Raw genomic sequence first — 25,322 nt, forward strand, 5'->3', positions numbered from 1 at the left:
TCTAGCACCCTAGACAACTCAAGGTTACAGACCGGATAGTCCTTGAGGTGCTCTGGCAATGTCCAATTCACAGCAGGGTCTGGAATATGCTCAACAGGCTTAACATTGCCTCGCCAGGCCACTCCCATAATTTGCATGGTCTGGTAAATCATCGTGTTCCAGCCCCTGTCTCTCAAGTAATTCAAACCTTCAGCCACATCCGGCGAGGCTAGATCATGAAACAGAATCAAGGCATCCTCAGCAGCATAGCGCTCTGCCACTTGAGCATCCTGCAAGGGGGCTGGTGAGTCATGATTCCCATCGATGAAAATCAGAGACCAGCGACAATCCTCTTGCTGGGCAATCTCCTCCACCTTCCCTGGGCTATAGCCAGGATAGAGATTGACATTAGAGCGAACTCCAGCCGAGCGAAGAGATTGATCCGCACTTCCATAAATCTGGGGATCGGCCAGATCAGGATCTACCACATCGAGAATAACCCCGCCTGCTGCCAAGTGAGCAGTTGACCAACCTAGCCAACAGCCGATCTCCAAAGCGTTTCTTCCTTGTAGCTTAAGGGCAGTATTGTACAGAATATGAGCCTCGTCTCGACTAACAAAGCCGATAGTAGGTTGACGCAAATCCGCAGTCCAAAGCTGAGGAACTTCTTTCCGTAGATAAGGCCAGGGATGAGGCCCTGGATCGATAGCAGTCATTAGAGGGAAGTTGTAGTCGAGATATATTTTCTTTTGATTAGCTGATACATAGTCATACCTTCTGATTGGAGAAGAATGGCTTCTAGGATACCAAAGACTGGCTTCAACTTTGAAGCCATCGGTAGTATGAGCTACATGAGTTTTTCTATCCTTATCTTTATAGGTAATGTGTAGAATCTCTAAAGGGATGTAAGGCTTCCAAGGCTCAACCCAGAGCTTTCTTTTTGGATCCCATAGAGGTAGTTTACTATGAACTGTCCAGTTACAAAACAATGGTAAAATTTGAACGTTATCTATCCCTAAGTCATTATGAATAGCCAGGTTTAGAGAATACTGATCTGAGTATAGATCGAGGCTCATAGAGATAGCTTGGCTCAGTCTGTTTTTCCATGCTACCCAGTGAATACCGGAATTACTTCCAGAGAATACACCAGCATTTAGATTTGGTCTTATGTATGGGTGGTTATATACATGTCCAAAGTACTTGATGTATCCCGAGAGGTGAAAAGCTTGATGCGAAAATGGATAGGGATCGAAGAGAGTATTTAGCAACTCAGGAACAACTGCAAGGTTTTTGTATCTTGCTCCCAGGGTAAGAAGCTCAATTGCAGACCAGTCTTGCACCCAAGCATCTGCATCAATCCAAATGTAAGTCTCATAGCTCGGGAAGTACCTAGGCAAGAAGGGTCTGGAAACTAGCGCCTTGAGGTACTTGGGCTGTCTATCGGCCTCTGGAAGGGTATAGTTCCAACCTGGCTCAACGATGTGGTCAACGTACTGACCTATCCATTGCAACTGCTCCGGTGTACAGCCTACATCCAAGAATCCAATATCTACAGAGTGCCCCTGAGGTTTCTCTCGGATGGAGAGAATAGTCCCCTGAAGTCAGCAGCCGTAACGATAATGGTTGAGTTCATAACCTTAAGTCTCTCCTCCAAGGTTTGAATTGTTGTCGACAAAGCAAGCCCTGCTTAGATAGCAAAGGACTCCTCTTTGGCCTGCTACAACTTCTCCCTGCCAGAGGAGATGGGTAGGGTCCAACATCTGGTCAATTTGCTCGCGGTCTTGCTCAGAAGTAAACTCCACGTAAATCACCTTGATGTCTTTGAGCTGCTCTTGCAAGCTGGTCAACACCTCCACCTCATCTCCACCTGTAGCCACCCTGAGCACATCGATGAACTCCAGACCCAGCTCCTTGAGGGCTGCCCTGGCTTCCCGGAAAGGGAGCGGCTGCTCCACTCCCCACTCGGCCTGAGGATCCTCCGGCCAGAGCCGACAAGTTCTGCAGCTATTCTGCCCCGCTAGCCCCACCGGATGCACAAAGCAGTTGCCCAGGCCAAGAGCATTCTGCTGCAGCAGGTGCAAGGCCAAGGGATCCACCTCAAAACAATGAATGGCCGCCTCAGGGCAGAAACCCCGAAAACAAACGCTACCAAGGCCTACCCCAGCTCCGATGTCGATAACCATCTGCACCTGACTAGACAGAAACACAGGAAAGTTAAGATACGTCCTCTCGTAAAAAACGGTGTCTGGGTAGAGCTTTACCGAAAACCTGAGTTTGCCAAAGTCAAAGCCAGTCAACACTGCTTCCATTAACTTACTGGCATTGGCCAAAAGAAGTTGGTGGTCCTCTGCCAAGACAAAAGCAAAGTTAGCCCTCACAGGCCGCCCCAGCCGCTGCAAGTCCTCAGCTGTGCACACCACCGCATCAAAACTAGGCCGACTGGCTGGCTCCCCTCTCACCTCGTGAATTCGCTCGGGCACTCCCTTCTGCTGCAGCAGGGCACAGGGATCCCCAAACCCCTCTTCCACATACAGCTCCAGCCGCGGCAAGTCCAGCAAGTCTGCTGCTATCACTTCCGGACAACCTTGGCTAACCAGCACCTGCAGCCGCTCTTGCACTCGATGCAGCTCTTGGATGGGCTCGTAAATCCCCAGCCGTGTGTCTATCCAAGCCGAGCTGGCGGTGCTGACAAAGTAGCGAGCATCGGAGCAAGGGGAGTAGCGAAAAGGCTCCGGCAGTTCTCCTCCAAACACCCACTCCAGGAGATTTTGGATGCGGTGGCGGGGATGCCACTTTTCATCAAAGGTGTGGTAAGCGCGGCGGGCAATTTGAATGGCCTCCTGGGGATGGTCTAGGTAGTAGCGGATTTTCTCCAGGAGTTGGGCTTCGGAGTTGTAGGTGTCGCAGTAGGTGCCGGGCGCCAAAAGTTCGTCCAATCCTGAGGCGAAGGAGAGCTGGTCAGTAAGCAGAAAGCCCCCTGCAGAAATCACTTCCAAGTTCCTTAAGTTCAGATCCCCATTTTGGCTGCAGTTGAAAGAGATTAACGAGCCACCAAATATTAGCTGAGGATTGTCGACTCGAGTCTTTATAAGTAGAGGTAGACCCAGTTTTTTCAAGGACATGATCAACTTAAGACGTCTGTAATGATAAGAGTTAAAGTTAAGGTTACCCACAAACGCAACTCTAATTTCTTTCTTTTCTATCCAACTGGAGCTGGTGAGACAAGCGGAAATGAAAGGCAGCCAAGCTAGCCTTTGAACTCCTGCTGCTGCGAACCAGTGGAGGTGCTGTCGGTCATAGGCGGTGGCAATATAATCAAAGGCTTCAGTGGCCCAGTAAGTTAGAAGGTGGGTGATAGGGAGCACATGATGATGCGTATCTCCGGCTAGCAAGACAGTTGGGCAGCCAAATTTTTTCGTGTTGAAAGGACTAGTCAGATCAACACTCGATGTCCAGACAATCACCAAGTCAAATTCTTTGTCTTCGACTTGATCTGAATACTGGACAAATTCATAGAGGTCAAAGTCTTTGTCAGGACACTCAACTAAGCTTTTTGGAACACTAAAAAAATCGAATATCTGTCTTCTAACCTTTCCTTTCGGACATAGAGTTACTTGACGCTCTGAAAGAGTGAGAGGTGGGACATAATCGGGTGGAGTCATCCAAACTAGTAGAACTCGAGGATTCATCAGTCTCAGAGCTTCCTAAAGATTGCCTTCTAAAGATTACCACTGCTTTCGTAGAATATGCATCTATTCAGATAACATAAGCACCCGTAGTTACCTTGAGAAATCTCCCCCTGCCAGAGGAGATGAGAGGGATCCAACATCTGGTCAATCTGCTTGCGGTCTTGCTCAGAAGTAAACTCCACGTAAATCACCTTGATGTCTTTGAGCTGCTCTTGCAAGCTGGTCAACACCTCCACCTCATCTCCACCTGTAGCCACCCTGAGCACATCGATGGGCTCCAAACCCAACTCCTTGAGGGCTGCCCTGGCTTCCCGGAAAGGGAGCAGCTGCTCCACTCCCCACTCGGCCTGAGGATCTTCCGGCCAGAGGCGACGGGTTCTGCAGCTATCCTGCCCCGCCAGCCCCACCGAATGCACAAAGCAGTTGCCCAAGCTGAGAATATTCTGCCGCAGCAGGTGTAGAGCTAGGGGATCCACCTCGAAACAGTGAATAGCCGCCTCAGGGTGAAGAGTTCTGAAACAAGCGCTGGCCACGCCCACCCCCGCTCTCACATCCACGACAACCCTGACATCAGAAAGAACAGAAACAGCAGGCTGATAGACTCGACTAAGTCTGGCCACCGTTCCTTCGTACTCGACGCCTTCGTACCCCCCCAGCCGAGCTGACGGAACGGAGCTGCGGCCTTGGACTAAGTAAATGAGAAAATTTTCTGTTATGTTTCCCGCATTGGCAAAGAGGAGCTGGGTGTCTTCTCCCAGGATGAAAGCAAAGCTGGTTCTCAAAGGCCGCCCCAGCCGCTGCAAGTCTCCCACCGTGCACACCACCGCATCAAAGCTAGGCCAACTGCTCGGCTCCCCCCTCACCTCATGAACTCGCTCCGGCACTCCCTTCTGCTGCAGCAGGGCACACGGATCCCCAAACCCCTCTTCCACGTACAGCTCCAGCCGCGGCAGGTCCAGCAAGTCTGCGGCTATCACCCCAGGACAGCCTCGGCCAACAAATACCCTCAGTCGCTCCTGCACGCGATGCAGCTCTTGAATGGGCTCGTAGATTCCTAGTCGTGTGTCTATCCAGGCAGAGCTGGCCGTGCTGACAAAGTAGCGCACATCAGAGCGGGGCGAGTAACGAAAGGGCTCCGGCAGCTCTCCCCCAAACACCCAGTCCAGCAGGTTCTGAATGCGGTGGCGGGGATGCCAGTGTTGGTCGAAAGTGTGATAAGCGCGGCGGGCAATTTGAATGGCCTCCTGGGGATGGTCTAGGTAGTAGCGGATTTTCTCCAGGAGTTGGGCTTCGGAGTTGTAGGTGTCGCAGTAGGTGCCGGGCGCCAAAAGTTCGTCCAATCCTGAGGCGAAGGAGAGCTGGTCAGTAAGCAGAAAGCCCCCCGCGGAAATCACTTCCAAGTTCCTTAAGTTCAGATCCCCATTTTGGCTGCAGTTAAAGGAAATCAGAGAATGGGCAAACCATTTGGCTGCCTCTTGGCGGTTGGCTGTTTTGATGAGGATGGGCAAATCTGCATTCTTTATGGCTTGAACCAGCCGGCAACGCCTGGGATGGCGGGATCCCTGTTGGCCGATAAAGACCACTTGATTTTCTCTATCTTCCACCCAATCGTGGGTAACAGTGCGCATGGAGATAAGAGGCAACCAGGCAAGATTCTCAGCGCCTGCTGCGGCAAACCAGTGCAAATGCTGGAAGTTATAGGCAGTAGCGACGTAATCAAAGCCTTCAGTAGCCCAGTAGGCCAAGAGATGGTTGATGGGAAACTCCCAGTGGTGGGTGTCTCCAGCCAGTAAAACAGTTGGACAGCCAAACTTTTTGGTATTAAGAGGATTGCTGTAGTCGAAGCTCGAAGTCCAAACAACAACTAGGTCAAACTCCTTATTTGTAATTTGCTCAGACTGCTGCACAAAGTCATAGAGGTCATAGTCTCCCTCTGGGCACTCCACCAATTCCTTAGAGAGATTGACAAAGTTTAGTCCAAAGCCCTTGGCTTTCCTCTTGGGGCAAAGACTGACCTGCCGATCTGAAAGCTGCGGGGGCGGGATATAGTCTGGCGGAGTTGGCCAATTGAGGAGAATTCGCGGAGCATTGGCCTTGATGTCTTGCATTTCTCGACTCCCCAAGTTGAGCGGCAGGTTCTTCTAGCTCCTACAGGCTACTAGGATTGGACACAACAACAAGGGATCTCTGTTGCCCTGGAAAACGATAAGCCGAGCATAGGTTATAAGCAACCCCATGGATCCCTGTCTGCAAGAGCCGAATCCAGTTTACCTGCCTGGATGGCCCCTACCCAAGACGAGCTCTCCTACGACAATGGCATACCCATGGAAAGCTGGCGGCACACGTGCCAGATGGACTTGCTCATCTCCACCACCCATGCCGAGCGAGGTTTTGAGGCTGTACCCAGCGAAGTGGGAGGGTAGGAGGCCACCTGGATTCTGTGGGCCACTGCCGCTGGGGAACTGATGCCTGCCAAGGCTGAACTGGAGCAGCAAAGGGCTGAGCGCCTGGCCTAAAAGTTGTGAGAACTGGGGGTGGATCCGGGTACATTAAGCTAGAGCAGACGTCAGGGATCCCTCCCCATGGATTGCCAAGACCTTGCTCAGGATCTTCTCCTAGAACTGGAGCAAGCTCAGAGTCTCACCCAGCTCTTAGATTGGGCTTTAGCCTGCCTTCCTAGCCAGCAAATCTTCTGCCAGATTGGCTGGGAAGAGTCCGCAGCTGTTTTGCAGGCAATGCTTCGCTATCCTGAAAAGTTAGCAGTGATTCTACGGAATCCCCTACAGAGCTCATCCGAAAAGTCAATCAGCACAGAAGATATCCAAACCCAAATTTCTCAGTTGGGATTAGAAGAACGGGTTCTACTCCTAGAAGGCCCCATTCCTGCCCTTTTGGCAGATCTCGGTCAATGTTTCCCAGAGACCCAGATTGGCGTTTGTTTCTGGACTGAACTCACGGACTACCGTACCTGTCTGCTTCAGTCTTTGCTACTGCGGGATTACTTGGCCGACTCAGCCCTATACTTGGTCAACCATTGCCGCTACGGAGCCATAGCCCAAGCCAACCTAGATTTGATGGGGATAGATCCCAGTTTTCATCTGCAGAAGGTTTTGCCCAATCTAGGCCAAGGGATCCATCTCCTCACTTGGGATCCCCAGCACAAAGGGTTAACCGAGCAGGATCTCGCTCACATCCAAGCAATTGGCCCTGGATCACTGCTGGCAGCTAACCCGGTATTCCTGACTTTTACCCAGCCGGATCCCTCAGAACCCAACCGGTTTTACCCCTGTAAATACATCAAGCTGGATAACTTCCTGCCTCAAGAGCTCAACCAAGCCATTCTCCAACATGCCATTACCCACCAAGACAAGTTTATCCCTTCCAAGAGCTACAGCAAGAGCAACACCGAGGCAGAGTCACTAAAATTTCGCCGCTCCCTGAGGCTGGACTTCGCTTACTTTCAGGAGCATGGATCCCTGCTGCGAGAAAAAATTGCGGCTGTTGCTCCCCAGATTTTTGCTGAGCTAGGCATTGAGAACTTTGACATTCAAATCTTTGAGATGGAGATGATTGCCAGCCATGATGGCTGCTTCTTTACCGCCCACACCGATAACTCCTACCCACAAACTGCCTTCCGCCAGGTGAGCTGCGTATATTACTTCCACAAAGAGCCAAAGCCTTATCGAGGAGGTGAGCTGCGCATCTACGATACCCAAAGGCAAAAACCTCATCCACCAATCCTGCACGGGGCATACGATGAGGTAACCCCTACAAATAACAGCATCGTCTTCTTCTCCAGCAGTTGCCTACATGAAATCCTGCCGGTATTTAGCCCTAGCCAAGCCTTTGCCGATAGCCGCTTCACTATCAATACTTGGCTAGGAGCCAAGCAATTCACCTAAAGGCTTGCAGCTCCACCATGGCCAGAGTTTGCATAATTACCACTGTTCGGGATCCAGGCGTGTGCTTGGAGTCGTTCATTCGCTATCACCTTGCCCTTGGAATTGCCCATATTTATATCTTCTTTGACGATCCAGAGGATCCCGCTATTCAGGTGGCACTTCAGTTTTCCGATGTAACGGCTATTCCCAACGATGAAGCTTTGCAAGTCCAACAAGCATTGGGGAATGTTCTCTACCCAAAATATGGCCCTCATGTTGGCTATGAGGTCATGGCTCGTCAGATCCTTAACGTAGAAACGGCTATACAACTTGCCCTGGATCAGGGCATGGACTGGATTCTTCATATTGATGGAGATGAGCTTTTTTATCCTGGCCAGATGATGGCTTTGGATTGGTTTGATCAAGTAAGCGACGATATATTCCAGGTTACGTTCCTAAACCACGAAGCAGCTCCTGAAGTATTTGAAGTCGAGGACTATTTTCGCGATGTCACTCTATTTAAGAAAAACCCTGCTGCCTTAGAGCCAGGACTCTGTACTGAGTTTCAGAGAGTTTCCGGCAAGAGTCAATACTTTTTAGCTTATCAAAATGGAAAGTCAGCAGCTCGGATCCATCCCACTCTCTTACCCAATAGCGTACATAGCTTTGATATTCCAGAATGTCATACCTTGGTAACATCATTCCCCTCTATTTTACACTACTTAAACTGCGGCTTTCAAAACTACTATAAAAAGTATGCTCAACTGGGAAACTTTCCCGACTACTGGTGGCGCTCAAAGTCTAATCCTATTCGGGTTCCCTTTCACTTGGCCTCACGGGACGCTTATTGCTCAGGAGATAGAACTTGCATGGCAGCTCTTTATCAAGAGTTCATACTTTACAGCAGTCCTGAAACCAACCAGAACCTCATCGAAAAGGGTATTCTTACTCGCATCTCCTACCCATCACAGTTACTGTCCTCGCTCTAGTTCACTGGTTTAGCCTAGAGCCCTTGCCTACTCTTGAGGGAGACTGGAGCAACTGAAATAAAAAAGCTCCCCACAGGGAGCCACGGAGTACATAAAGTAGAGATAGAAACTAGTCAAAGACGTTGCAGCTCTTACCAACAAAGGTAGCCGCAGTAGCCACAGCTGTCTCCTGTGATCCCAGCCCAATGGTGCACTGAATAGGTTGACCAGAAGCGTTAACGTAGCGGCTTGCACCCGTGACAGCAGTGGTGTCCCAGCGCATCCCCTGAGGCGCAGTAGAAGAAGTAACGGTGGCCACTGGTGTCTGGTAGTTGGGAGCGCTCCACGGGTCATTCATAAACTTATCGCCCCTAGCGCCGCAGGAATCAGCCCCACTAGTGGTAGGACATCCGAACTGAATTCTGGTGTAGGTGTTCGGGTACACGCCAACATCTAGGCGATAGACTTCAGAACCACGACCCACTGCCGTGAGAGCTGCTTGAGCTTCAGCAGTGCGGGAGCGGCGCACTTGGTTTAAGAACTGCGGGATTGCCACTGCAGACAGCACACCCACAATTACAATCACCACCAACAGCTCAATCAGGGTGAAGCCCTTGGCTTTGGAGAGAATTTGCTGAGCCAGTTTGGCCCGCAACAGAGACTGACGAGACTTTGCGCTCATGAGTACCAGATCCTTTAGCAAACTAGAGAGTTAACTGTGCAGCTCACCTGCTAGTGCTAACTTACCCCGCTCAAGGGCGATTCATAACAGCCTGCTCCCTGGCGCAATTGCGGATTTTTGCCAGATGAGCCTGACACAGGTCAGTGGTTTAGCTGAGCCGGCCTCAGCATGGCAGACTAAGACTAGCACTCTTCCTTCAACCTATGAACCCTACGCTGCAAGCCCGGATCCTGGAAGCCAAGCAACTGTTTCAGCAGTCTCCCGATACCTTTGCGGAGTGGTTGGTGGCTTTTTACCGAGAGCAAGGCGCAAAGGATTGGCAGGAGTTCCTGTGGGGTTTCTTTGATCTCTCCCCATCTTCATTGGCCAATGAGCCAGCCTTCCCCTCTGAGCCAGAGGCAATTACCCTATCGGCGCTGGAGCAGGCCTTGGCTGCTGGCCAGCTGAGCCTTGCTTACCAGCTCTACACGCCTCTGGTGAGGGCAGGGATCCTGTCCCAGGAGAAAGTCTTGGATTTGTTGCTATCCCTCGCAGGCCGTCTAGAAAATAGCCCCACGCAGGATCCACAGCAGCGTCTCCAGGTTTGTCTGAAGCTGCGGGAGATGGCCTTTGAGCTGGATCCAAGCCGGCGGGACAACACCCAAGTTTTGCTGATGCGGGCCCTGCAAGCTCAGGATGAGCTGGCAGTTGGCTTTTATGGGCAAGCCCTACTGGAGAGCCTAGGCGGCGAGAAGAGCCTCGATATTACTCAGGAGCCACTCCTTACTGAATTGCTCGCGCGGCTATGGGACGATGGCTACCTGAGCTTGTTTTTTGAGGTGGCCACAACTTTACAAGTCTTTCTTCCGGAGGAACAAAGATCTGGATTTGCTGCTTTGCTGGCCCAGCTAGCCAATGCGGTGGATCCCGAGCAGGCGAAGCGCTATGAAGGTTTGTGGACGATAGAGGACTTAATCGGTGACTTTTTTCAGAGGGCAGCCCGCGCCTTCTTCCAGAACTCTACCAGTGATGGCTATTCCATTTTAGGAGAAGCTCTCATCACGGCGGCCGAGAGCTCACAGGTGCAAGAGAACTTTACTCTTCGTCTATCCCTTCTATCAGAATCGCTGGAAAAGTTGATCCATGCTGCCCAGCCAGAACGGATAAACCTTGTTATCCAGAAAATTATAGACTTAATTTTATCGAGGGAAGCCGACTTAGGATCACTAAGAATTAACGATGAAAATCTACTCGAGAGTCTAACGATTGCTAAAGCCATTCTGTTTCGAGTTTGCTTTTGTTGGAGTTATCTAACTGACGATCGCTCTCTGATTCGTCATTACCAGCAGATTGGTGGTAGAATCTTTAACGATTGCCTAAGCTTAATGGCTTCTCAGCGAGACTTTCTTTGGTCGGAATATTGGCAGAAGAATCAGCAAGACTACTGCGGATCTGGCAGAACTAAGCGAAAGCTGAGGGTAGGCTTTCTGGGTAACTGCTTTCAGCGACATTCGGTTGGCTTTCTCAGTGAGGCTACTCTCAGGAACCTATCTCGCGATCTTCTGGACGTTGTCTACTACTACTACCAGGGGTGGAAAAATGAAGATATGGCCAGTCATGACAATATGTATCAAAAGTTTCGCTCTCACGAAAATCTCCATTTTCGCTTTTTTCCAGGAGAAACCAAGCCGCCTCAAGTAGCTGCTCAAGCGCGTGAGGATCGCATCGATATCATGGTTTTTATGGACTCCCTTACCAGTCACGATGCCAGCATCGTAGCAGCTTTGCGGGCCGCTCCTATCCAAATTGGTTGGCTTGGCGGAGATGCTGTCGGTTTGCCAGAATTTGATTACTTTTTCGCCGATCCCTATATCCTTCCTGAAGACGCCCAAGCCGATTACCATGAAAAAATTATCCGCCTGCCTAGCTACTGTGCTGTTGAGTATCTGGACATTACTCCTGCAGATGAGGTGAATTTCAAAAACAAGCTGAGAATAGGCCCGCAAGATATTGTTTTCCTAACTGCGGCCAGTGCTTACAAGCGTACCCCCGAATGTATTGATGCCCATCTGCAAATCCTGAAAGCTGTTCCCAAGGGGATCTTGATCGTCAAAGGCTCGGGGGAAATTGCCACGGTTATCAGGCGTTACCAGGAAAGAGCTAAGGAATTGGATGTTTTGGATCGCGTCCGTTTTCTATCTCAAGCAAGCAGCGTGGAAGAGCACCGGGGCCAACTAGCTTTGGTGGATCTTGTTCTCGATACCTTTCCCTACACAGGCGCAACCCACACTATGGAAGCCCTCTACATGGGCGTGCCAGTTCTCACCTTGGTAGGTCGCCATTACTATGGTCGAATGAGCTATAGCTTACTTAGGAATATAGGTCTTGATGACTGTATTACCTGGTCAGTTGAAGAATTTATTGAGCGAGGAATCCAGCTGGCTAACAATCCAGAGCGACTGGCCAAGGCCAAACAGACTATTCGAGAGTCCTACAGTAAGTCGATCATCTGGGATCCAAAACGTTTGGCTATGGCTATTGAAAAAACCTATTTTGATCTGGCTCATAAACATCAGATTATCGACCAGGTTCCTCCTCTAGACGGGGGTGAACCTAGACTCCAGGTCAGTCAGCGTATCCGCCTTCATATAGGGGGAAAAGATCCCCATCCAGACTGGAAGATCCTAGACATCCAACCAAGAGAGTACGTGGATTACGTTGGCAACGCTATGGATCTCAGTCAATTTGAAGACAACTCCGTAGAAGCCATCTACGCCTCCCACGTTCTGGAGCACTTCGACTATGTGCGAGAATTGCCTGTTGTTCTCAAAGAGTGGCATCGAGTTTTACATTTCGGTGGCCAGTTAATGATTAGTGTTCCTGACTTACCTACTCTTTGTCACCTTTATATAGAGGAAGGAGCTTCCGCCGAGCAGCGATTTAGTATTATGCGCATGATGTTTGGTGGACAGACAGATGAGTATGACTATCACAAAGTTGGTCTCTCGTGGGAATATCTGTTCATGTTGCTGACTCAGGCAGGCTTTCGGATTATCCGCAAGGTAGATCGGTTCGGCTTATTTAATGACTGTAGTGAAATGGTTGTTTTCGGTAAACCTGTTAGTCTAAACATAATTGCGACCAAGTAAATTAAATTAAAATAAAAAAAGTTGTCTGGTTCTAGGCAATTCCTATCTCCCTAACTATCTTTTGGTATGAAATCAGTAGTTATTATCACCGCAGCCGACTCCAAGTTCTTCGATCTAGTGCAGGGAACTGTTCTTTCCATCCGAGGTAAGGAGCAGGGTAAATCTGTTGAGATAGGCTTCTTCGATTTGGGCTGTACCCCTGAGCAAGTAGACTGGCTTTCAAAACACGTCAATTACATTGTTGAGCCGGATTGGAACTATAACTTTGCTGGAGTTGAGAGTGTGCCTTCTTATCTGCGGGGATTACTAGCTCGGCCCCGGCTACGTAGGTACTTTCCAGACTATGAAGTTTATATTTGGATTGACGCAGATGCTTGGGTTCAGGATTGGTTCGGGATTGACTTGCTCATCCAGCGAAGCAAAAAGCGAGGGCTAGCTATTGTTCCGGAGATTGACCGAGGGAATAGATTACTCTATGGCCCAAAAGATTACCTAATTGATCTTAGTGAAGCTTACAGATACCACTTTCCCAGTCTGAGTGTCGAGGACTTACATACGTACCCCCTCCTTAATGCTGGTGTTTTTGCAATGTCCTATACTGCCAAGCACTGGGATCTTTGGGACTTTCGGCTTTCTCAAGCTTTAGCTAGAAGACCTTCTATCATAACCGATCAACTCGCTCTAAATGTAGCGGTCTATCTAGATGGGCTACTTAAGGAAACAGAACTTCTACCTGCCTATTGCAATTGGACTTGTCACTACGGACTGCCAAAATGGGATCCAAGGCAAAACCTACTTGTTGAGCCTTACCTACCTCACACTCCTATTTCTATCATACACCTAACCAGCCATAGTAAAAGAGAGGGAAGGCATGTACTATTGACCACTGAAGATGAGAAAATTGAAATGAGCTTAAAGTTTAGCGATGCCTCGCTGGAACACCAGAAGCAAAGCTTGACGCCTGCTTCCGCAGAGCAACTGAGTTTTACTACTTTAGGGATTTATCTAAGCCAGATTAATCTAGCTCTTTTTCCCGATTGGGATCCAAATCTTCGGGAATCAGTTACTGCAAGCTTGGAGCCTTTACTAAAGTCTATTCTGCTTAGTTCCAATCCTCAGCATTACGCTTTGATCGTGTCTGCAGAGCCAGACTACGGGATGGCGGAGTCAGTTCTGGAAGCCGCAGCAGCTAACGTTACTATCGAGCTTATGGATTTGGGACACGAGTTAAGTGTTGAGCCGTCTATTTCTTTGGTTAAAACTCTTAACTCTGAGCAGTGGAAGCGACTACTGGCTCGGGTTGATTACTACTACCCCCTTACTCACGAGCGAATCCCCGCAGGGATCCAGCCTGCCCTGGATAAGCTGCCCCGCTTCGAGTTTCCTACTGGTTAGAGCCCTGAGGTGATAAAGAAAAGTTAACCGGAAGAGCGTAGCAACTGCATCAGCTGCTGAGGCGTCATCTGCTCGTAGGGCTCAAAGGGCTGGTGGATCCAAGGGTTATCCGGCAAATAGTCCACATAGTAGTCGGGTTGATAGACGGAGGCGGCCTTGTACCACAGTACGCCGGTGCGGATCTCCTCGATGTAGAAGCCGTAGTGGTGCTTGAGCCAGTGGACAGAGCGCTTTAGGGTCATGCCAGAGTCTGCCAAATCGTCCACCAACAGCACGTGGCTGCCCAGGTTGGCGGTGGTCATGGCTAGATCCCGCGAGAAGGTCAGTTGCCCCCGCTGGCGGTTACCGGGGCCGGAGTAAGAAGAGGCTGAGAGAATAGCCAGGGGCAGGTCGAAAAGACGGGCCAAGGTATCGCCGATGCGCAGCCCCCCCTTGGCAATACAGACGATTTGGTTAAATTCCCACCCGCTTTCGTAGACTTTGACGGCCAACTCCTCGATTTTGCGGTGGTAGTCGGCCCAGGTAATGGAAATTTCGTGCAAGGGATCCCCCTCTACCCATCTAGAGTGCTCAGTTTAATAATGACGCTTCTCCCCTCGACTAGGGACTAGCTTTCTTTCAGAGGGATCACCTTCACCCAATGGGCATAGGCCGGATCCCGATTTTCGGTAATTGCCGTCAGCTTCTGCCGCAACTGCTCGGTGATGGGGCGGGAGGGGGGCAGGACGTACTGCTCGATCTGGCGAATGGGGGTGATCTTGGCAGCAGTGCCGGTTAAAAAGGCCTCGTCAGCAATCAATAGCTCCGATTTGTCAACGGGCCGTTCTTGGGTAGGGATCCCCAGGTCGCGGGCCAGAGTGAGGACGCTGTCGCGGGTGATCCCTTCCAAGATATCTTGGTCAAAGCCGGGGGTAATCAGCACGCCATTGCGCACGATGAAGATGTTCATGCCCGAGGCTTCGCTCACTTTGCCCTGGGAGTTCATCAAAATGGCCTCGTCATAGCCAGCCTGCGCCGCCTCGGTTTTGGCCAGAGAGGAAGTGATGTAGGCGCCGGTGATCTTGCCCCGCAATGGTAGGCTGCGATCCTCTTGCCGGGCCCAAGAGCTGATGCGGCAACTGACTCCCTCTGGCGAGAGGTAGTCCCCCAGTTCCAAGCCGTACACGAAAAAGTTTTTCTCGATGTTGTGCAGCCGCGGTGAAATGCCCAAATCGGAGGTGTACACCAAGGGGCGGATGTAGAAAGAAGTGGAGGGCCGATTTTTCTGGATCAGCTCCACAATCACCTGCTCAATCCGTTCAGCAGGGAGATCAAAACAGAGCAGGCGGGCGCTTTGACTCAGTCGTCGGCAATGGCGATCCAGACGGAACACCAGAACTTGATCCGGGTTTTGCGGGTCTGGGATCCCGCGTAGGCCGCCGAACGCCGCTGTCCCGTAGTGCAGAGCATGGGTGGCAATGGAGATCTTCGCCTCGGCAAAAGGGACAATCTGGCCCTGAAAGTAGGCGTAGGGCAGAAAATCTGGCATGGTCGGCACTCACCGCAGTAGGAATGAGAGGTAGGAATATTATCACCGATTCGTGCAGTGCCGGGAGCTCCAACGTCGGCATGACTTCCCTGCCTGTAGTAGCAGCACGCGGGATAGGCGTAGAGGTATTCCTCCCCCGCAGCAGCGTTGTTTAGCCAGTCCATTTCTGAGAGGGCTGGATTGGAGGAGCAAACAATCCATAGCCGAAGAGGGGCCGAGCAACTACACCCTATGACGCAAGGGGGATGAACTCCTTGCGAAGGCAGCAATGCTCCTTGTGGCAAGGCTTCTTGAGTCTCAGGGTGGTAGGGTAAGGAGGTGGTTGCTCAAGCAGCTGTAAATAAAGCCTGCAAAACTTTCGATTGCTGCCTTACTTTTGCTTGGCATTTTGCCCCCCGCTAGCCCGATGCTGTCGACGGGTGGGAGCCGGAGGGCTGCTTTTGCCCAATCTTTTGCTCTGGGTATCCCCATTGAGGAAGCCATTCGGATCGCTCGATCTGCCGTGCCCAATGCTGTGATCAAAGAAGTTGAGTTGGAGCGCGAAGATAGACGCCTAGTTTGGGAAGTAAACTACCCGGCACCCGCGCTATGCGCAGGGTGCGGGCTTTATCCCAATCCCTAGCGGCCCCAGAGGGCAGCTAAGTTTCGGAATTTCAGGCGAGTTTACAGTCGCCCCAAGGAGAGAGATTACCTGAGCAGCGTTATAGTCAGCATCCCCTTCCCAGCCACAATGTCCACACTTGAACGACTTGCCGCTTCGGTAGGACTTGCCCTGCTCAGGGTGGATGTGCAGGCAGTTATGACAGGTCTGACTGGTATAGGCGGGCGGAACCAGTACCACAGGCACTCCAGCAATGGCAGCCTTGTAGGCCACAAACATCCTGAGCTGGTAGAACGCCCAGCTATTGGCTCTACGGCGTTCAGTTTTACTCCGAGGTTTCTGATTCAAGCACTCTCGGATGCCTGTCAAGTCCTCAAAAGCCAGTGCTGCACCAATGGCCTGGGCATCCCTGACCAAGGTTCTGCTGATGTTGTGGTTCAGCCATGTCTGGTAGCGCCGTTCCCTCCCAGAAAGCCTACGAAGCAGTCTTCTAGACGACCTCGTGCGTTTGGATTGAACCTTGGCGCGTACACGGCTGAACCGGTCACGGACGGCCTGGATGTGTTTTCCACTCCAAGAACGCCCGTTACTAGCGGTGGCTATATCCCGCCTGCCCAAGTCAACTCCGATTACCTTTGGAGTTTTGCCAGTTGGGGGAGTGTCCAACTCAACCGCAATGTTGATGTAGTACTCCCCTTGCCTGGTCTTGCACAAAGTAGCACTTGTTGGTTTCTGCCCTCGCAGAAGTGCTATCTGATAGCCGCCGATCTTGAGCTTGAGCCGAACCCGTCCACTCATCAGTGTTACACCAACAGCCTGTTCGGACTCTCGGTACTCGAAAGTGCGCACATCCAAAGTCAGGCTGGTGGGGCGAAACTTGTGGACTTGTTTCACCGCTTTGGCGTTGCTAATCACACGGCGGAGTGCCTGACAGACGTGATTAGCCTTCAGCCCCGTTGCCGCTCTTACCGGTCGATAAACCAAGTGATGCAGCTTGGCGACGTTCCAGCACTTTTCACGTTTAGCGGTGTCGAGAATCTGGTTGCAGGCGTCAGCAAATCCCTGCAAGGTGCGGTCAATCTCTTGACGCAACTCTTGTGGGACTATCAGCTTGCAACGTACAGAGATGGTCTGGCTCATAGGCTTATTGTAGCTCATCCAGACTTTGCCCCAGTACACTTATATGGAGGCGGGCTTTCCTCCCGGCACCAAGCCTGCGGCTATGGTGCGGGCCTCCAGCCCGAAAATTGGTGAAATTTACCAACGATATTGAAGTTAAGATCGACGCCACTACCGGCAATATTGTCGATATCGACGACTAGCACTCAGGAGATGCCCCCTGCATAGGCGGGGGTGAGCGTTGCCGGAAAAGGCTGTAGCTGCTACTGCTTGATGAAAAAGTAGCGACCTTGAGAACTGCGAAAGCTGGGTTGTGCAAAGGTCAGGGATCCCTTTCCTTTTGGGCATGGGGAAAGCGTCTACACGGTAGCTGCCTGATGGCTGAAGCCGGTTCGACAGCTGGCTAGGGACAGGTGGTGGGGTCAGGCTGAGCTAGAATGCTGTCTATCCGTCTTGCTGCTCCCCCTGATGGACGACCCCCCTTTAGCCTCGGCGGCTACTTTCCCCAACACTGAGCTTTCGTGGGGAGATGCGTCGCTTAGTCTCCTTTGGGTCATCGGTCTTCTGGTCATCAACGCTTTCTTTGTCGCAGTCGAGTTTTCCTTGGTATCGGCGCGGCGCTCCCGCATGGTGCAGTTGGCGAGCGAGGGAAACCGCCAGGCGGCAATTGTGCAAAAAGCCCAGGAACAACTGGAATATGCCCTCTCCACCACACAGTTGGGCATTACTCTGGCCAGTGTATTGCTGGGCTGGATTGGAGCCACCCAAGTTTCGCCCACGCTGTTTTTGGCCTTGAGCCGCTTGGACTGGTTTCAGAGTGTGGATCCGGCCCTTATGCAGGGGGTGGCGGTGGTAGTGGTGTTTTCGCTGCTCACCTATTTTCAGATCGTGGTAGGGGAGCTGATCCCCAAGACTCTGGCCATCCTCTATTCCGAGCCGATTGCGCTGCAACTGGCCTGGCTCAATCGTTTGGTCAGCCGTATCCTAAGACCTTTTGTAGAGCTGCCCCGCTTTTCCTCTCGGTGTGTGCTGCGGCTTTTGGGAGTCCAGATTCCGGAGGCCAGCTCCTTTTACAGCACCATGACGGTGGAGGAGTTGCAACTGCTGATCGCCTCGTCGGTGGAGTCGGGCAACATTGAGGCGGAAGAGCGAGAGCTGTTGAGCAACATCTTCGAGTTCGGCGAGACGGTGGCCAGCGAGGTGATGATCCCGCGTACCAGCATCGACGCGGTGCCAGAAACTGCAACGGTGCAAGAGGTGCTGGCCGAGGTGGCGGAATCGGGGCACTCCCGTTACCCGGTCTACGGCGAGTCTTTGGATGACATCCGCGGGCTGATCCACGTCAAGGAAGTCATTGGGGAGCTGGCCAAGGGATCCATCGACCTCCACAGCCCCATCACCAACTTCATCCGCGAGGCCCACTTTGAGCCGGAGAACAAGCCGATTGCCGAACTGTTGCCCGAAATGAGGCAGCACCACTGGCCGATGGTGGTGGTGGTGGATGAGTTTGGCGGCACGGCGGGCCTGATCACCATTCAAGACTTGGTGGAGGAGATTGTCGGCAAGCTCTCCGATGGCCCGGATCCCAACACCAAGGAGCCGGACATTCAAGAACTCGACGAAAATACCCTGCTCATTCAGGCTCAGCTAGATATTGAAGAGATCAACGAGCGCTGTGGCCTCAACCTGCCCCTGCACGAGGATTACCAGACGCTGGGGGGCTTTCTGATTTACCACATGCAGAAGATCCCGCGTGCTGGGGAAAAGTTCACCTACCAAGACATGGAGTTTCAGGTGGTGCGCATGGAGGGGCCACGGGTGGATCGGGTGAAGGTAGCCCGTCGTTCTGGCACTCCGGCAAACTCCCTGCCGCTGCTCCCCCCGGCGCAAACGGCAAAAACCCGTCCATAAACCTGCTGGAGAGGACTAGGCCGTTGCTTTGACCACCTTCAGGGTTTGTAGGCGCACATCCTCTGGGCCGTTGATAAAGCCTCCTGCCTCATGCACCAACAGCAGATAGTCCACCGCCTCTTGGGTCACCTCTTCTCCCGGCACCAAAATCGGGATCCCAGGTGGATAGGGGGAGATGATTTCGGCGCAGATATGGCCCACTGCTTCTTGGAAAGGCACCCGCTGAATGGGAGCAAAAAAAGCCTCCCGGGGTGATAGCCGTTGTGGTGGCAAGCAAGGACGGGGCAGTTGTGCCAGCCGCTGCATTTTTTCCATTGCCGCTCTGGATGGGCGGGATCCCTGAAAATGTTGCGACAGGGCGGCGAAACTTTCCACCAGGCGGTCAATGTCTCGCTGGGTATTGCCGATGCTGACAATGAAGACCACATTGTGCAGGGTGGACATCTCTGGCTGCACGTGGAAGTGATCGTTAACCCAGTCGTGAGCGTCGAAGCCGAACAACCCCAGCTCTGTCACCGTTACCGTGAGGCGGGTGCGGTCGAAATCGAAAAAACCAGGGGTGGAGCCGATACGCTCTGGGCCAAAACAGCGCAAGCCGGGGATGCGGTTGAGACGGGCGCGGGCTTGATCTGCCAAAGCCAAGGCTTGGCCCAGCAGGGCTTCTCCCTCCAGTGCCATCTGCCGCCGTGCCACATCCAGCGACATCATCAGCACATAGCTGGGACTGGTCGATTGCAGCAGTTGCAGAATGTTGCACACCCGGTTGGGGTCGATACGGGATCCCTGCAGGTGGAGCAGCGAGGCTTGCGTCATGCCGGAGATCACCTTGTGGGTGGACTGCACCACCAGATCGGCTCCGGCTTCCAAGGCCGAAATGGGCAATTCCGAATGAAACCCAAAATGGGGCCCGTGGGCCTCGTCCACCAATAGCGGTAGGCCATGGGCATGGGCGATGGAGGCCAAAGCCTGCACATCGCAGCAGACCCCGTAGTAGGTGGGGCTGACTACCAAAACGCCTTTGGCATCGGGATGCTCCGCCAAGGCCCCCTCCAAACCGGCTGGGGTAATCCCGTGGGCAATGCCCAGCTCCGGGTCAAAATCCGGCTCGATATAGGCCGGCACCGCCCCAGAGAGGATCACCCCGGCAATGGCGGATTTGTGGCAGTTGCGCGGCAACAAGATCTTGTCGCCTGGATCGCACACGGCCATCACCAGTGTTTCCACGCCACAGGTGGAACCGTTGACCAAAAACCAACTGCGATCGGCGCCGTAGGCCGCTGCAGCCAGCTCCTGGGCCTCCCGGATCACCCCATCGGGATCGTGGAGGTTGTCCACCTCTGGCAACTCGGTCAGATCCGCCCGGAAGACGTTCTCTCCCAGAAAGGCTTGCAGATCGGCAGGGATCCCACGTCCCTGTTTGTGGCCTGGCGTGTGAAAAGGAGCCTTATCCAAGCTGCAATAGTGGCGGATGGCCTCAAAAAGAGGTGCTCGCTCTTGGGCTTTGCGATCCAGCGAGCGCAAGCAACGAGAGGTTTTGGACAGATTGGACAGAACCACAGACCACTCCTCAACACACCAGGTGGGCATTTTGTGATTATCCATCCCAATGGAGGCTAAGTCCACCGCTGGCGCTTTTCCTGCTAGCCTGGGTTTTCAGGTGGCCTTTCTTCCTCTCCTGTATGTTTGAAAAACTGCCCTTCCCCCTGAGCACTCTCGTGTTGCTGGCCGGGGCTGCCGCCACGGCTTGGGGCTTTGCCCACTACAACGATCCCACCCTCAATCTCATCGGCCTGTTTGCCGGGATCCCCTTGCTGTTGGGAGGGATAACCATGAAGGTAGTGGAACTCAAGCCGGTACCTGCCCTGGCCGCCCCTTCTCTCGAGGTGATCCAAGCCCGCGCCCAGCAGGCCACGGAAATTCAAAAGCAAGTCCGCGCCGATATCACCAAATATAGCTACGGGGCTAATGCCCACCTGGAAGATGCCCTGGAGTTTCTGGGTCTGCGCGGCCCTCTGGAAGCAGATCTGCCCAAGGTGAGAGGGTACAGAGAAGAGCTGCGAGATGGCCGGTATACCTTGGTGCTTCTGTTCGATTCCCCCAAGGTTCCCTTCCAACAATGGCAGGAAAGCTACCAGAAAAAAATGCAAGGCTTCTTTGGCCGAGATGTGGAGGTGCAACTGGAGCAGCCCCAAGAAAATCAGGTGGAATTGGCGCTTGTTGCCCGAGGTGGATCCCTGACCACCTGAGCAAGGCTTAACCTTCCACCTCATCTGTCAGTTTCACGACTTTTTCACGGGTCGGCTCTTAGAATCAGAGCATCTCATAGGGAAGGTGTGTTGAGGACTGAAACACTAGAGGAAGGATAACCAGGGATCCCATTGGCTGGGATCCCTATTTTTTTCCATCGAGGGGGCGGGAAAGAATTAACGGGATCCCTCTCTGAGCAGCACAAGGATAACCCCGGCAATGATGCTAATCGTGGCTCCTGCGATCAAGCTGGTTGCCAGCCGCTCTAGCCGCTCCCCAACCGATTGAGCAGTGTCGAACTTGAAGCCCAACTTATCGACATCGGCGGAAAGTTTGCTGACACTTTGGGAGAGGTTATCCACCCTGTCGGTCAGGCTATCTACTCGGTTAGTCAGGTTGTCTACTCGATCCGTGAGGTTATCCACCTGCTCGGTCAAGCTATCCACCCGGTGAGACAACCCATCGACGCGCCCCAGCACTTCCCTCTGCTGGTTCACCAAAACTTCTACAACACGCTCAATCCGGTCTAGCCGATCCTCTGTGGGGGTTGTCATCAAATTGATCTCGTAGGTTCCTAATCTTAAAGTAAACAAACGAGCAAGGGATCTTTGTTGGTAAAGACTCTCCAGCCCATCAGGCTAACTCTTATGGGCCTCAGCCGCTTGATCCTGAATAATCCAGGTACGCAGGATTTGAATTTCATCAGCGCTCAAGTGACCTAGGCGATCCATGCCGGTGCCGTTGCGACGAATATAGGCCAATTCTGGGGATCCACTGCGTCCGATAAAAGATCCGGGAGACTCTCCCTGGGGATCACTCACAGGAACCCTGGGCGTAGGTTCAGCTCCTTCCCTGCCCTGCGACAACAAACTCAGGGCATCCACTCCCCCCCCATTCAAACGGATCCCTGCAGCTCGCTGGATGACAGCATGACGAGCTAACCAACGCGGTTTGAGCAACTCGCTATTTTCCGATCCCGGCGTTACATAACGCATCACCGCAGCATAACTATCTAAAGGGCTGCGCCGCATCCGACCGGCCTGCTGATGACAACCTACACAACTGGCTTCTAGCAAGGGCTTAATATCTCGCTGGTAACTGTACTGAGGCTCGGTGCGGAAAGTCAATTCTATGGGCTTTTGTAAATCCAGCTCTTTGGCTGCAGGCAAGAGTATTCTGTAATCTGTGCTGTAGCTGAGTAGCTGTAAAGGCTGAAAGATCAGCTCGTTTCCCTGAATGTCAAAGGCCACCTCCACAGGGGGCTGGATCCCGAAGGCTAGACCTGTTATTCCGGCTGGAAGCTGTCGATCAAAACGCAGATGGATATTTTGGTCAATTGGGATCCCTCTTTGGCCATTGGAAGGATTGCTGGAGACCAATGTAGTTCCATTTGCAGAGGGAGCAGTAAACTCTACCTGACCCTGCTGCACCGGTGCTCTCGGTTGTAAAAGAGCCAACGCATCGGGATAGAAAGTAGTGTGTTGCTCCAGTTGGCTAGGTGAGGGGTTCTGCTGCCAAACGCTGCGAGGCATTCGCACGGTAAACAGAGGAGCTTGCCGATCCCCGGCTTGTCCTAGTACTTCCAAGGTGATCTCCTCCGGCTGCGGCTGCGCTTGGAATTGTTGCGCCAAAGCTCGCCAAACCAAAGGGCGTGATTGCTCGACTAGCTGTGGATAGCTCTGACCCTGGACTGGTAGAGAAAGGCGATGGGTTTGCGACCACCCTGTGTCAATCGAAGCCAGCGCCCCAGCCAGAGCCAAGCTCAGCAGCAGGGATCCCAGTCTCAACCAAAATCGGCAAGAAAAGCTTGACCTTAGCATTTAAACCAAGATGTCTTTATAGGAAGGTAACTAGCTCAACAGGAAGAAAGCGGCTTGCAGCGATAAAGATTTTCCTTCAGTCCTCCAAAATTGTCGGCGTAATTAGGACTACAATTTCAGTTCTCTCATTTATCGTATTTTGCCTACGAAAAAGAGAACCCAGCAGAGGAATCTCAGAAAGCAGTGGAACCCTGTCAACAGATACTCGATCCTCCTCTCGTATCAAGCCTCCCAAAAATAGGGTTTCTCTGTCTTTCAGTCTGGTTTGCAAAGTTCCAACAGAACGCTGGTTCAGCAAGCTAATTACGGTGCCATCTGCCAAAGTAATTTGGCTACCGATGGATGAAATCTGAGGAATGAGATTTAACGTAACATAGCCATTATCGTCAATCCTAACATTTTGAATAAGCAAGTTAACTCCTGCGTTTCCCTTCTCGAAAACAACTACTGACTGGCCTGTTGCGGGATCCGTTTGTATTCTCCTGTTGGTAATGACTTCTTGGCCAACCACAACAGCCGCACCGGTGTTGTTGGCAACGACTACTTTTGGATCGGCCAATATCTTAGCTGTCCCCGAAGCAATAGATGCATCTATACGAGCTGCAAGAGACTGCTGGAGCCGGTTTAAAGTATTAAATACAAGTGAGCCCCCAGTTGCTGGAGCCGGAACCGAACCAACGTTAGGAACTGAGGATCCCTCGGGTTGGCTAAGAGGAGTTCCACCAAAGGTGGTATTATCTCCAGAACCCAGCGCAAAGTTTCCAGATGCACCACCTAATGCAACTCCTAAGTCAGAGTTGTCGTTAAGGTTAATCTCGATAAACCTGGCGCTAATCAAGACCTGTCGACTTCTGAGATCAATTTGGGCAAGATATGCTGCTATTACGTCATGTTGGGTAGGTGTGGCAACAATAGTCAGTGAATTCGTTCTTGGATCTGCTTGAATGGCCGATTCCTGAGCCAAAGGAATGTTTGATGCTTCCAAAATGGCTAGAATTCTGCTTCTAATTTCACTCGGAGTAACACCTAGCTGCCTAGCCGTGATTTCAGTTGTTCCACCTCCACCTGCGGCACCGGCAGCAGTTAAATCAAAGTTTTGGATCTCCTCTTCGATTCTCAGTTGATTGAGTCTGTACGTCCTGACGATCTGCTGGCCAACCCCAGGGAGTGTAGTACCAATGAAAACTGTTTGCCCTACGCGAGACGCTTGAAGCTCCTTCAAGCGCAAAATAAAGTTAAATGTTTCTTGTAGAGGTGAGTCAGCTACATCTAGGGAAATCGTCAAGTCCGGAGGCACATCATTGAGAACTACATTAAGCCCAGCTCGACGCACCAGTAGGCTTAACACATCACCTACAGGAGCATCTCTTAAGGTCAAAGTGATCTTGGCATTTGAACCCAAATCCACCGGGGGAGGAGCTGGAATAATACTGCCAACGGCAAGATCTCCAGCCGGGGGAGCCATTGCTCGACCTTGAAACGGAGAAACATCAGGATTGACAACCCCTGGCGGCAGTTGGGGTTGGTTGAGCTGGCCCACAGGGGGGACCTGAGAAATCACGGGTGCAGCAGGAACAGCAGGTGCAGGAGGAGCCGCTTGAGTTGTCTGCGGAGGGGCAGGGTTTTGAGCGACCGGTTGGGAGGCAGGGGCAGGAGCTGCGGGCTGAGGAACAGGAGCCACGGGCTGAGGTCGGTTTAGTGACGCCGGTTGGCCGGGCGCTGCTTGGTTGGACGAGGGTTGAGGGGGAACCGCCGCTAGGGGAGCCAGTGGGGCAGAGGGTAGGCCCTCAAAGTCGAAGACCAACTGCGTCGGGCTGCGCCGAGCCAGCAAGCCTTGGGGAGCTGCGGCCACACCGGCTATTTCTATCCGCACGCTGTCGTTGCTCAACTGCCGGGCCTCAATGAAGCGCACCCCCGGCAGGGGAGACTCTTGGCGATAGCGGCCCTGGCTTCCGCTCAATTGAGCATTGGTGATGTCCCCGATCCAAGATTGTCCCTGCTGGGTAAAGAACACCTGTGGGCGAGCGCCCCCTTCGGTGTTGATCTCCAACTGCATGCGGTTGCCGTTGGGCAGCAAACGGATATCTGTGATGCGGCTGAGGCGTTGCGGGTTTGCGGAGGTCAACTGCTGAGCGGCTGCCTCATTGACCCGGCTTTCTAAGGCCAATGGGGGCAGGGACAGGATCAAGCTCAACGCACACCCATAAGCAACTCGACGGTTCATCATCCTCACACCTCACTCCTTCACCCAACCGTGTTCTTGCTTAGCCTCGCCACGGGTGCCTTTGGCCTCGTTCACCCCGTGCTTCCCTAATCAAAGCCGAAATCTCGGACTTTGCCACTACCTGTAGCCATTTCGGGAGAAATTTTTCCC

Annotated in this window: 19 protein-coding genes; 8 read left to right on the forward strand and 11 right to left on the reverse strand. The window is 52.4% G+C overall.

Going from position 1 to position 25,322, the window contains the following annotated elements; genetic code table 11:
• The 3 genes from ACVWVQ_RS11670 to ACVWVQ_RS11680 form a co-directional block, all read right to left on the reverse strand.
• A partial coding sequence (locus ACVWVQ_RS11670) for a class I SAM-dependent methyltransferase (RefSeq protein WP_457508598.1) occupies positions 1 to 1,319 on the reverse strand: 1,319 nt, incomplete at its 3' end.
• A 297-nt stretch (positions 1,320 to 1,616) separates the two neighbouring features.
• Positions 1,617 to 3,668, reverse strand: coding sequence for a glycosyltransferase family protein (locus tag ACVWVQ_RS11675; RefSeq protein ID WP_457508600.1), 2,052 nt, complete (start codon positions 3,666 to 3,668; stop codon positions 1,617 to 1,619).
• 29 nt (positions 3,669 to 3,697) lie between these two features.
• A complete protein-coding gene (locus ACVWVQ_RS11680; RefSeq protein WP_457467375.1) occupies positions 3,698 to 5,776 on the reverse strand; it encodes a glycosyltransferase family protein in 2,079 nt (692 codons plus the stop codon).
• Positions 5,777 to 5,947: 171 nt separating this feature from the next.
• On the opposite strand from ACVWVQ_RS11680, the gene ACVWVQ_RS11685 reads away from it, so the two are divergent.
• From ACVWVQ_RS11685 to ACVWVQ_RS11695, 3 genes are all read left to right on the forward strand, one after another.
• Positions 5,948 to 6,091: a hypothetical protein gene (locus ACVWVQ_RS11685; protein WP_011432125.1), complete on the forward strand. Its 144-nt coding sequence runs from the start codon at positions 5,948 to 5,950 to the stop codon at positions 6,089 to 6,091.
• A gap of 561 nt (positions 6,092 to 6,652) precedes the next feature.
• Positions 6,653 to 7,570 (forward strand): 2OG-Fe(II) oxygenase, encoded by a 918-nt coding sequence (locus ACVWVQ_RS11690; RefSeq protein WP_238376865.1) that lies wholly within the window; start codon positions 6,653 to 6,655, stop codon positions 7,568 to 7,570.
• Between the two features lie 17 nt (positions 7,571 to 7,587).
• Entirely contained in the window at positions 7,588 to 8,538 is a 951-nt protein-coding gene (locus ACVWVQ_RS11695; RefSeq protein ID WP_414408289.1) for a glycosyltransferase family 2 protein, read from the forward strand.
• Positions 8,539 to 8,647: 109 nt separating this feature from the next.
• On the opposite strand, the gene ACVWVQ_RS11700 is transcribed toward ACVWVQ_RS11695, so the two are convergent.
• Entirely contained in the window at positions 8,648 to 9,199 is a 552-nt protein-coding gene (locus tag ACVWVQ_RS11700) for a type IV pilin protein (RefSeq protein ID WP_457467374.1), read from the reverse strand.
• 203 nt (positions 9,200 to 9,402) lie between these two features.
• On the opposite strand from ACVWVQ_RS11700, the gene ACVWVQ_RS11705 reads away from it, so the two are divergent.
• Positions 9,403 to 12,327 (forward strand): O-linked N-acetylglucosamine transferase family protein, encoded by a 2,925-nt coding sequence (locus ACVWVQ_RS11705; protein WP_414522527.1) that lies wholly within the window; start codon positions 9,403 to 9,405, stop codon positions 12,325 to 12,327.
• A 66-nt stretch (positions 12,328 to 12,393) separates the two neighbouring features.
• A complete protein-coding gene (locus ACVWVQ_RS11710) occupies positions 12,394 to 13,722 on the forward strand; it encodes a hypothetical protein (RefSeq protein ID WP_414329087.1) in 1,329 nt (442 codons plus the stop codon).
• A gap of 23 nt (positions 13,723 to 13,745) precedes the next feature.
• Here ACVWVQ_RS11710 and ACVWVQ_RS11715 read toward each other — a convergent pair whose 3' ends face one another.
• Positions 13,746 to 14,264, reverse strand: coding sequence for a phosphoribosyltransferase (locus ACVWVQ_RS11715; RefSeq protein WP_414329088.1), 519 nt, complete (start codon positions 14,262 to 14,264; stop codon positions 13,746 to 13,748).
• Positions 14,265 to 14,329: 65 nt separating this feature from the next.
• Positions 14,330 to 15,250 carry a branched-chain amino acid transaminase gene (locus ACVWVQ_RS11720; protein ID WP_457467373.1) on the reverse strand — a complete coding sequence of 307 codons (921 nt, stop codon included), beginning with the start codon at positions 15,248 to 15,250 and terminating at the stop codon, positions 14,330 to 14,332.
• A 406-nt stretch (positions 15,251 to 15,656) separates the two neighbouring features.
• Between ACVWVQ_RS11720 and ACVWVQ_RS11725 the strand changes: the two genes are divergently transcribed.
• Positions 15,657 to 15,872, forward strand: a complete 216-nt coding sequence (locus ACVWVQ_RS11725; protein ID WP_457467372.1) for a PepSY domain-containing protein — start codon at positions 15,657 to 15,659, stop codon at positions 15,870 to 15,872.
• Here ACVWVQ_RS11725 and ACVWVQ_RS11730 read toward each other — a convergent pair.
• The gene (locus tag ACVWVQ_RS11730) at positions 15,837 to 16,991 is read right to left on the reverse strand and encodes an RNA-guided endonuclease InsQ/TnpB family protein (RefSeq protein ID WP_457508615.1); all 1,155 of its coding nucleotides are present in this window, start codon (positions 16,989 to 16,991) and stop codon (positions 15,837 to 15,839) included. The two genes, ACVWVQ_RS11725 and ACVWVQ_RS11730, sit on opposite strands and share 36 nt — an antisense overlap.
• A 447-nt stretch (positions 16,992 to 17,438) precedes the next feature.
• On the opposite strand from ACVWVQ_RS11730, the gene ACVWVQ_RS11735 reads away from it, so the two are divergent.
• Complete coding sequence (locus ACVWVQ_RS11735) at positions 17,439 to 18,881, forward strand: hemolysin family protein (RefSeq protein WP_457466791.1); 1,443 nt, start codon at positions 17,439 to 17,441, stop codon at positions 18,879 to 18,881.
• A gap of 15 nt (positions 18,882 to 18,896) precedes the next feature.
• On the opposite strand, the gene ACVWVQ_RS11740 is transcribed toward ACVWVQ_RS11735, so the two are convergent.
• Positions 18,897 to 20,438, reverse strand: a complete 1,542-nt coding sequence (locus tag ACVWVQ_RS11740) for an aminotransferase class I/II-fold pyridoxal phosphate-dependent enzyme (protein WP_457466790.1) — start codon at positions 20,436 to 20,438, stop codon at positions 18,897 to 18,899.
• 122 nt (positions 20,439 to 20,560) lie between these two features.
• Here ACVWVQ_RS11740 and ACVWVQ_RS11745 point away from each other — a divergent pair, with 122 nt between their 5' ends.
• Positions 20,561 to 21,127 (forward strand): DUF2854 domain-containing protein, encoded by a 567-nt coding sequence (locus ACVWVQ_RS11745; RefSeq protein ID WP_457508603.1) that lies wholly within the window; start codon positions 20,561 to 20,563, stop codon positions 21,125 to 21,127.
• 177 nt (positions 21,128 to 21,304) lie between these two features.
• Here the strand turns inward: ACVWVQ_RS11745 and ACVWVQ_RS11750 are convergent, their stop codons facing one another.
• The 3 genes from ACVWVQ_RS11750 to ACVWVQ_RS11760 form a co-directional block, all read right to left on the reverse strand.
• The gene (locus tag ACVWVQ_RS11750; RefSeq protein ID WP_414329093.1) at positions 21,305 to 21,682 is read right to left on the reverse strand and encodes a hypothetical protein; all 378 of its coding nucleotides are present in this window, start codon (positions 21,680 to 21,682) and stop codon (positions 21,305 to 21,307) included.
• 84 nt (positions 21,683 to 21,766) lie between these two features.
• On the reverse strand, positions 21,767 to 22,774 hold the full coding sequence (locus ACVWVQ_RS11755; RefSeq protein ID WP_457508605.1) for an Ig-like domain-containing protein: 1,008 nt from the start codon (positions 22,772 to 22,774) through the stop codon (positions 21,767 to 21,769).
• Between the two features lie 250 nt (positions 22,775 to 23,024).
• On the reverse strand, positions 23,025 to 25,175 hold the full coding sequence (locus ACVWVQ_RS11760) for an AMIN domain-containing protein (protein ID WP_457508607.1): 2,151 nt from the start codon (positions 25,173 to 25,175) through the stop codon (positions 23,025 to 23,027).
• Positions 25,176 to 25,322: the final 147 nt, after the last annotated feature.

It is taken from the genome of Thermostichus sp. MS-CIW-36 (genome assembly GCF_054059035.1).

Excerpts from the sequence above, each read along its gene's own strand:
- ACVWVQ_RS11675 (WP_457508600.1), bottom strand. The coding sequence starts at position 3,668 with ATGAATCCTCGAGTTCTACTAGTTTGGATGACTCCACCCGATTATGTC.
- ACVWVQ_RS11680 (WP_457467375.1), bottom strand. The coding sequence starts at position 5,776 with ATGCAAGACATCAAGGCCAATGCTCCGCGAATTCTCCTCAATTGGCCA.
- ACVWVQ_RS11685 (WP_011432125.1), top strand. The coding sequence starts at position 5,948 with ATGGCCCCTACCCAAGACGAGCTCTCCTACGACAATGGCATACCCATG.
- ACVWVQ_RS11695 (WP_414408289.1), top strand. The coding sequence starts at position 7,588 with ATGGCCAGAGTTTGCATAATTACCACTGTTCGGGATCCAGGCGTGTGC.
- ACVWVQ_RS11700 (WP_457467374.1), bottom strand. The coding sequence starts at position 9,199 with ATGAGCGCAAAGTCTCGTCAGTCTCTGTTGCGGGCCAAACTGGCTCAG.
- ACVWVQ_RS11705 (WP_414522527.1), top strand. The coding sequence starts at position 9,403 with ATGAACCCTACGCTGCAAGCCCGGATCCTGGAAGCCAAGCAACTGTTT.
- ACVWVQ_RS11710 (WP_414329087.1), top strand. The coding sequence starts at position 12,394 with ATGAAATCAGTAGTTATTATCACCGCAGCCGACTCCAAGTTCTTCGAT.
- ACVWVQ_RS11720 (WP_457467373.1), bottom strand. The coding sequence starts at position 15,250 with ATGCCAGATTTTCTGCCCTACGCCTACTTTCAGGGCCAGATTGTCCCT.
- ACVWVQ_RS11725 (WP_457467372.1), top strand. The coding sequence starts at position 15,657 with ATGCTGTCGACGGGTGGGAGCCGGAGGGCTGCTTTTGCCCAATCTTTT.
- ACVWVQ_RS11730 (WP_457508615.1), bottom strand. The coding sequence starts at position 16,991 with ATGAGCCAGACCATCTCTGTACGTTGCAAGCTGATAGTCCCACAAGAG.
- ACVWVQ_RS11735 (WP_457466791.1), top strand. The coding sequence starts at position 17,439 with ATGGACGACCCCCCTTTAGCCTCGGCGGCTACTTTCCCCAACACTGAG.
- ACVWVQ_RS11745 (WP_457508603.1), top strand. The coding sequence starts at position 20,561 with ATGTTTGAAAAACTGCCCTTCCCCCTGAGCACTCTCGTGTTGCTGGCC.
- ACVWVQ_RS11750 (WP_414329093.1), bottom strand. The coding sequence starts at position 21,682 with ATGACAACCCCCACAGAGGATCGGCTAGACCGGATTGAGCGTGTTGTA.
- ACVWVQ_RS11760 (WP_457508607.1), bottom strand. The coding sequence starts at position 25,175 with ATGATGAACCGTCGAGTTGCTTATGGGTGTGCGTTGAGCTTGATCCTG.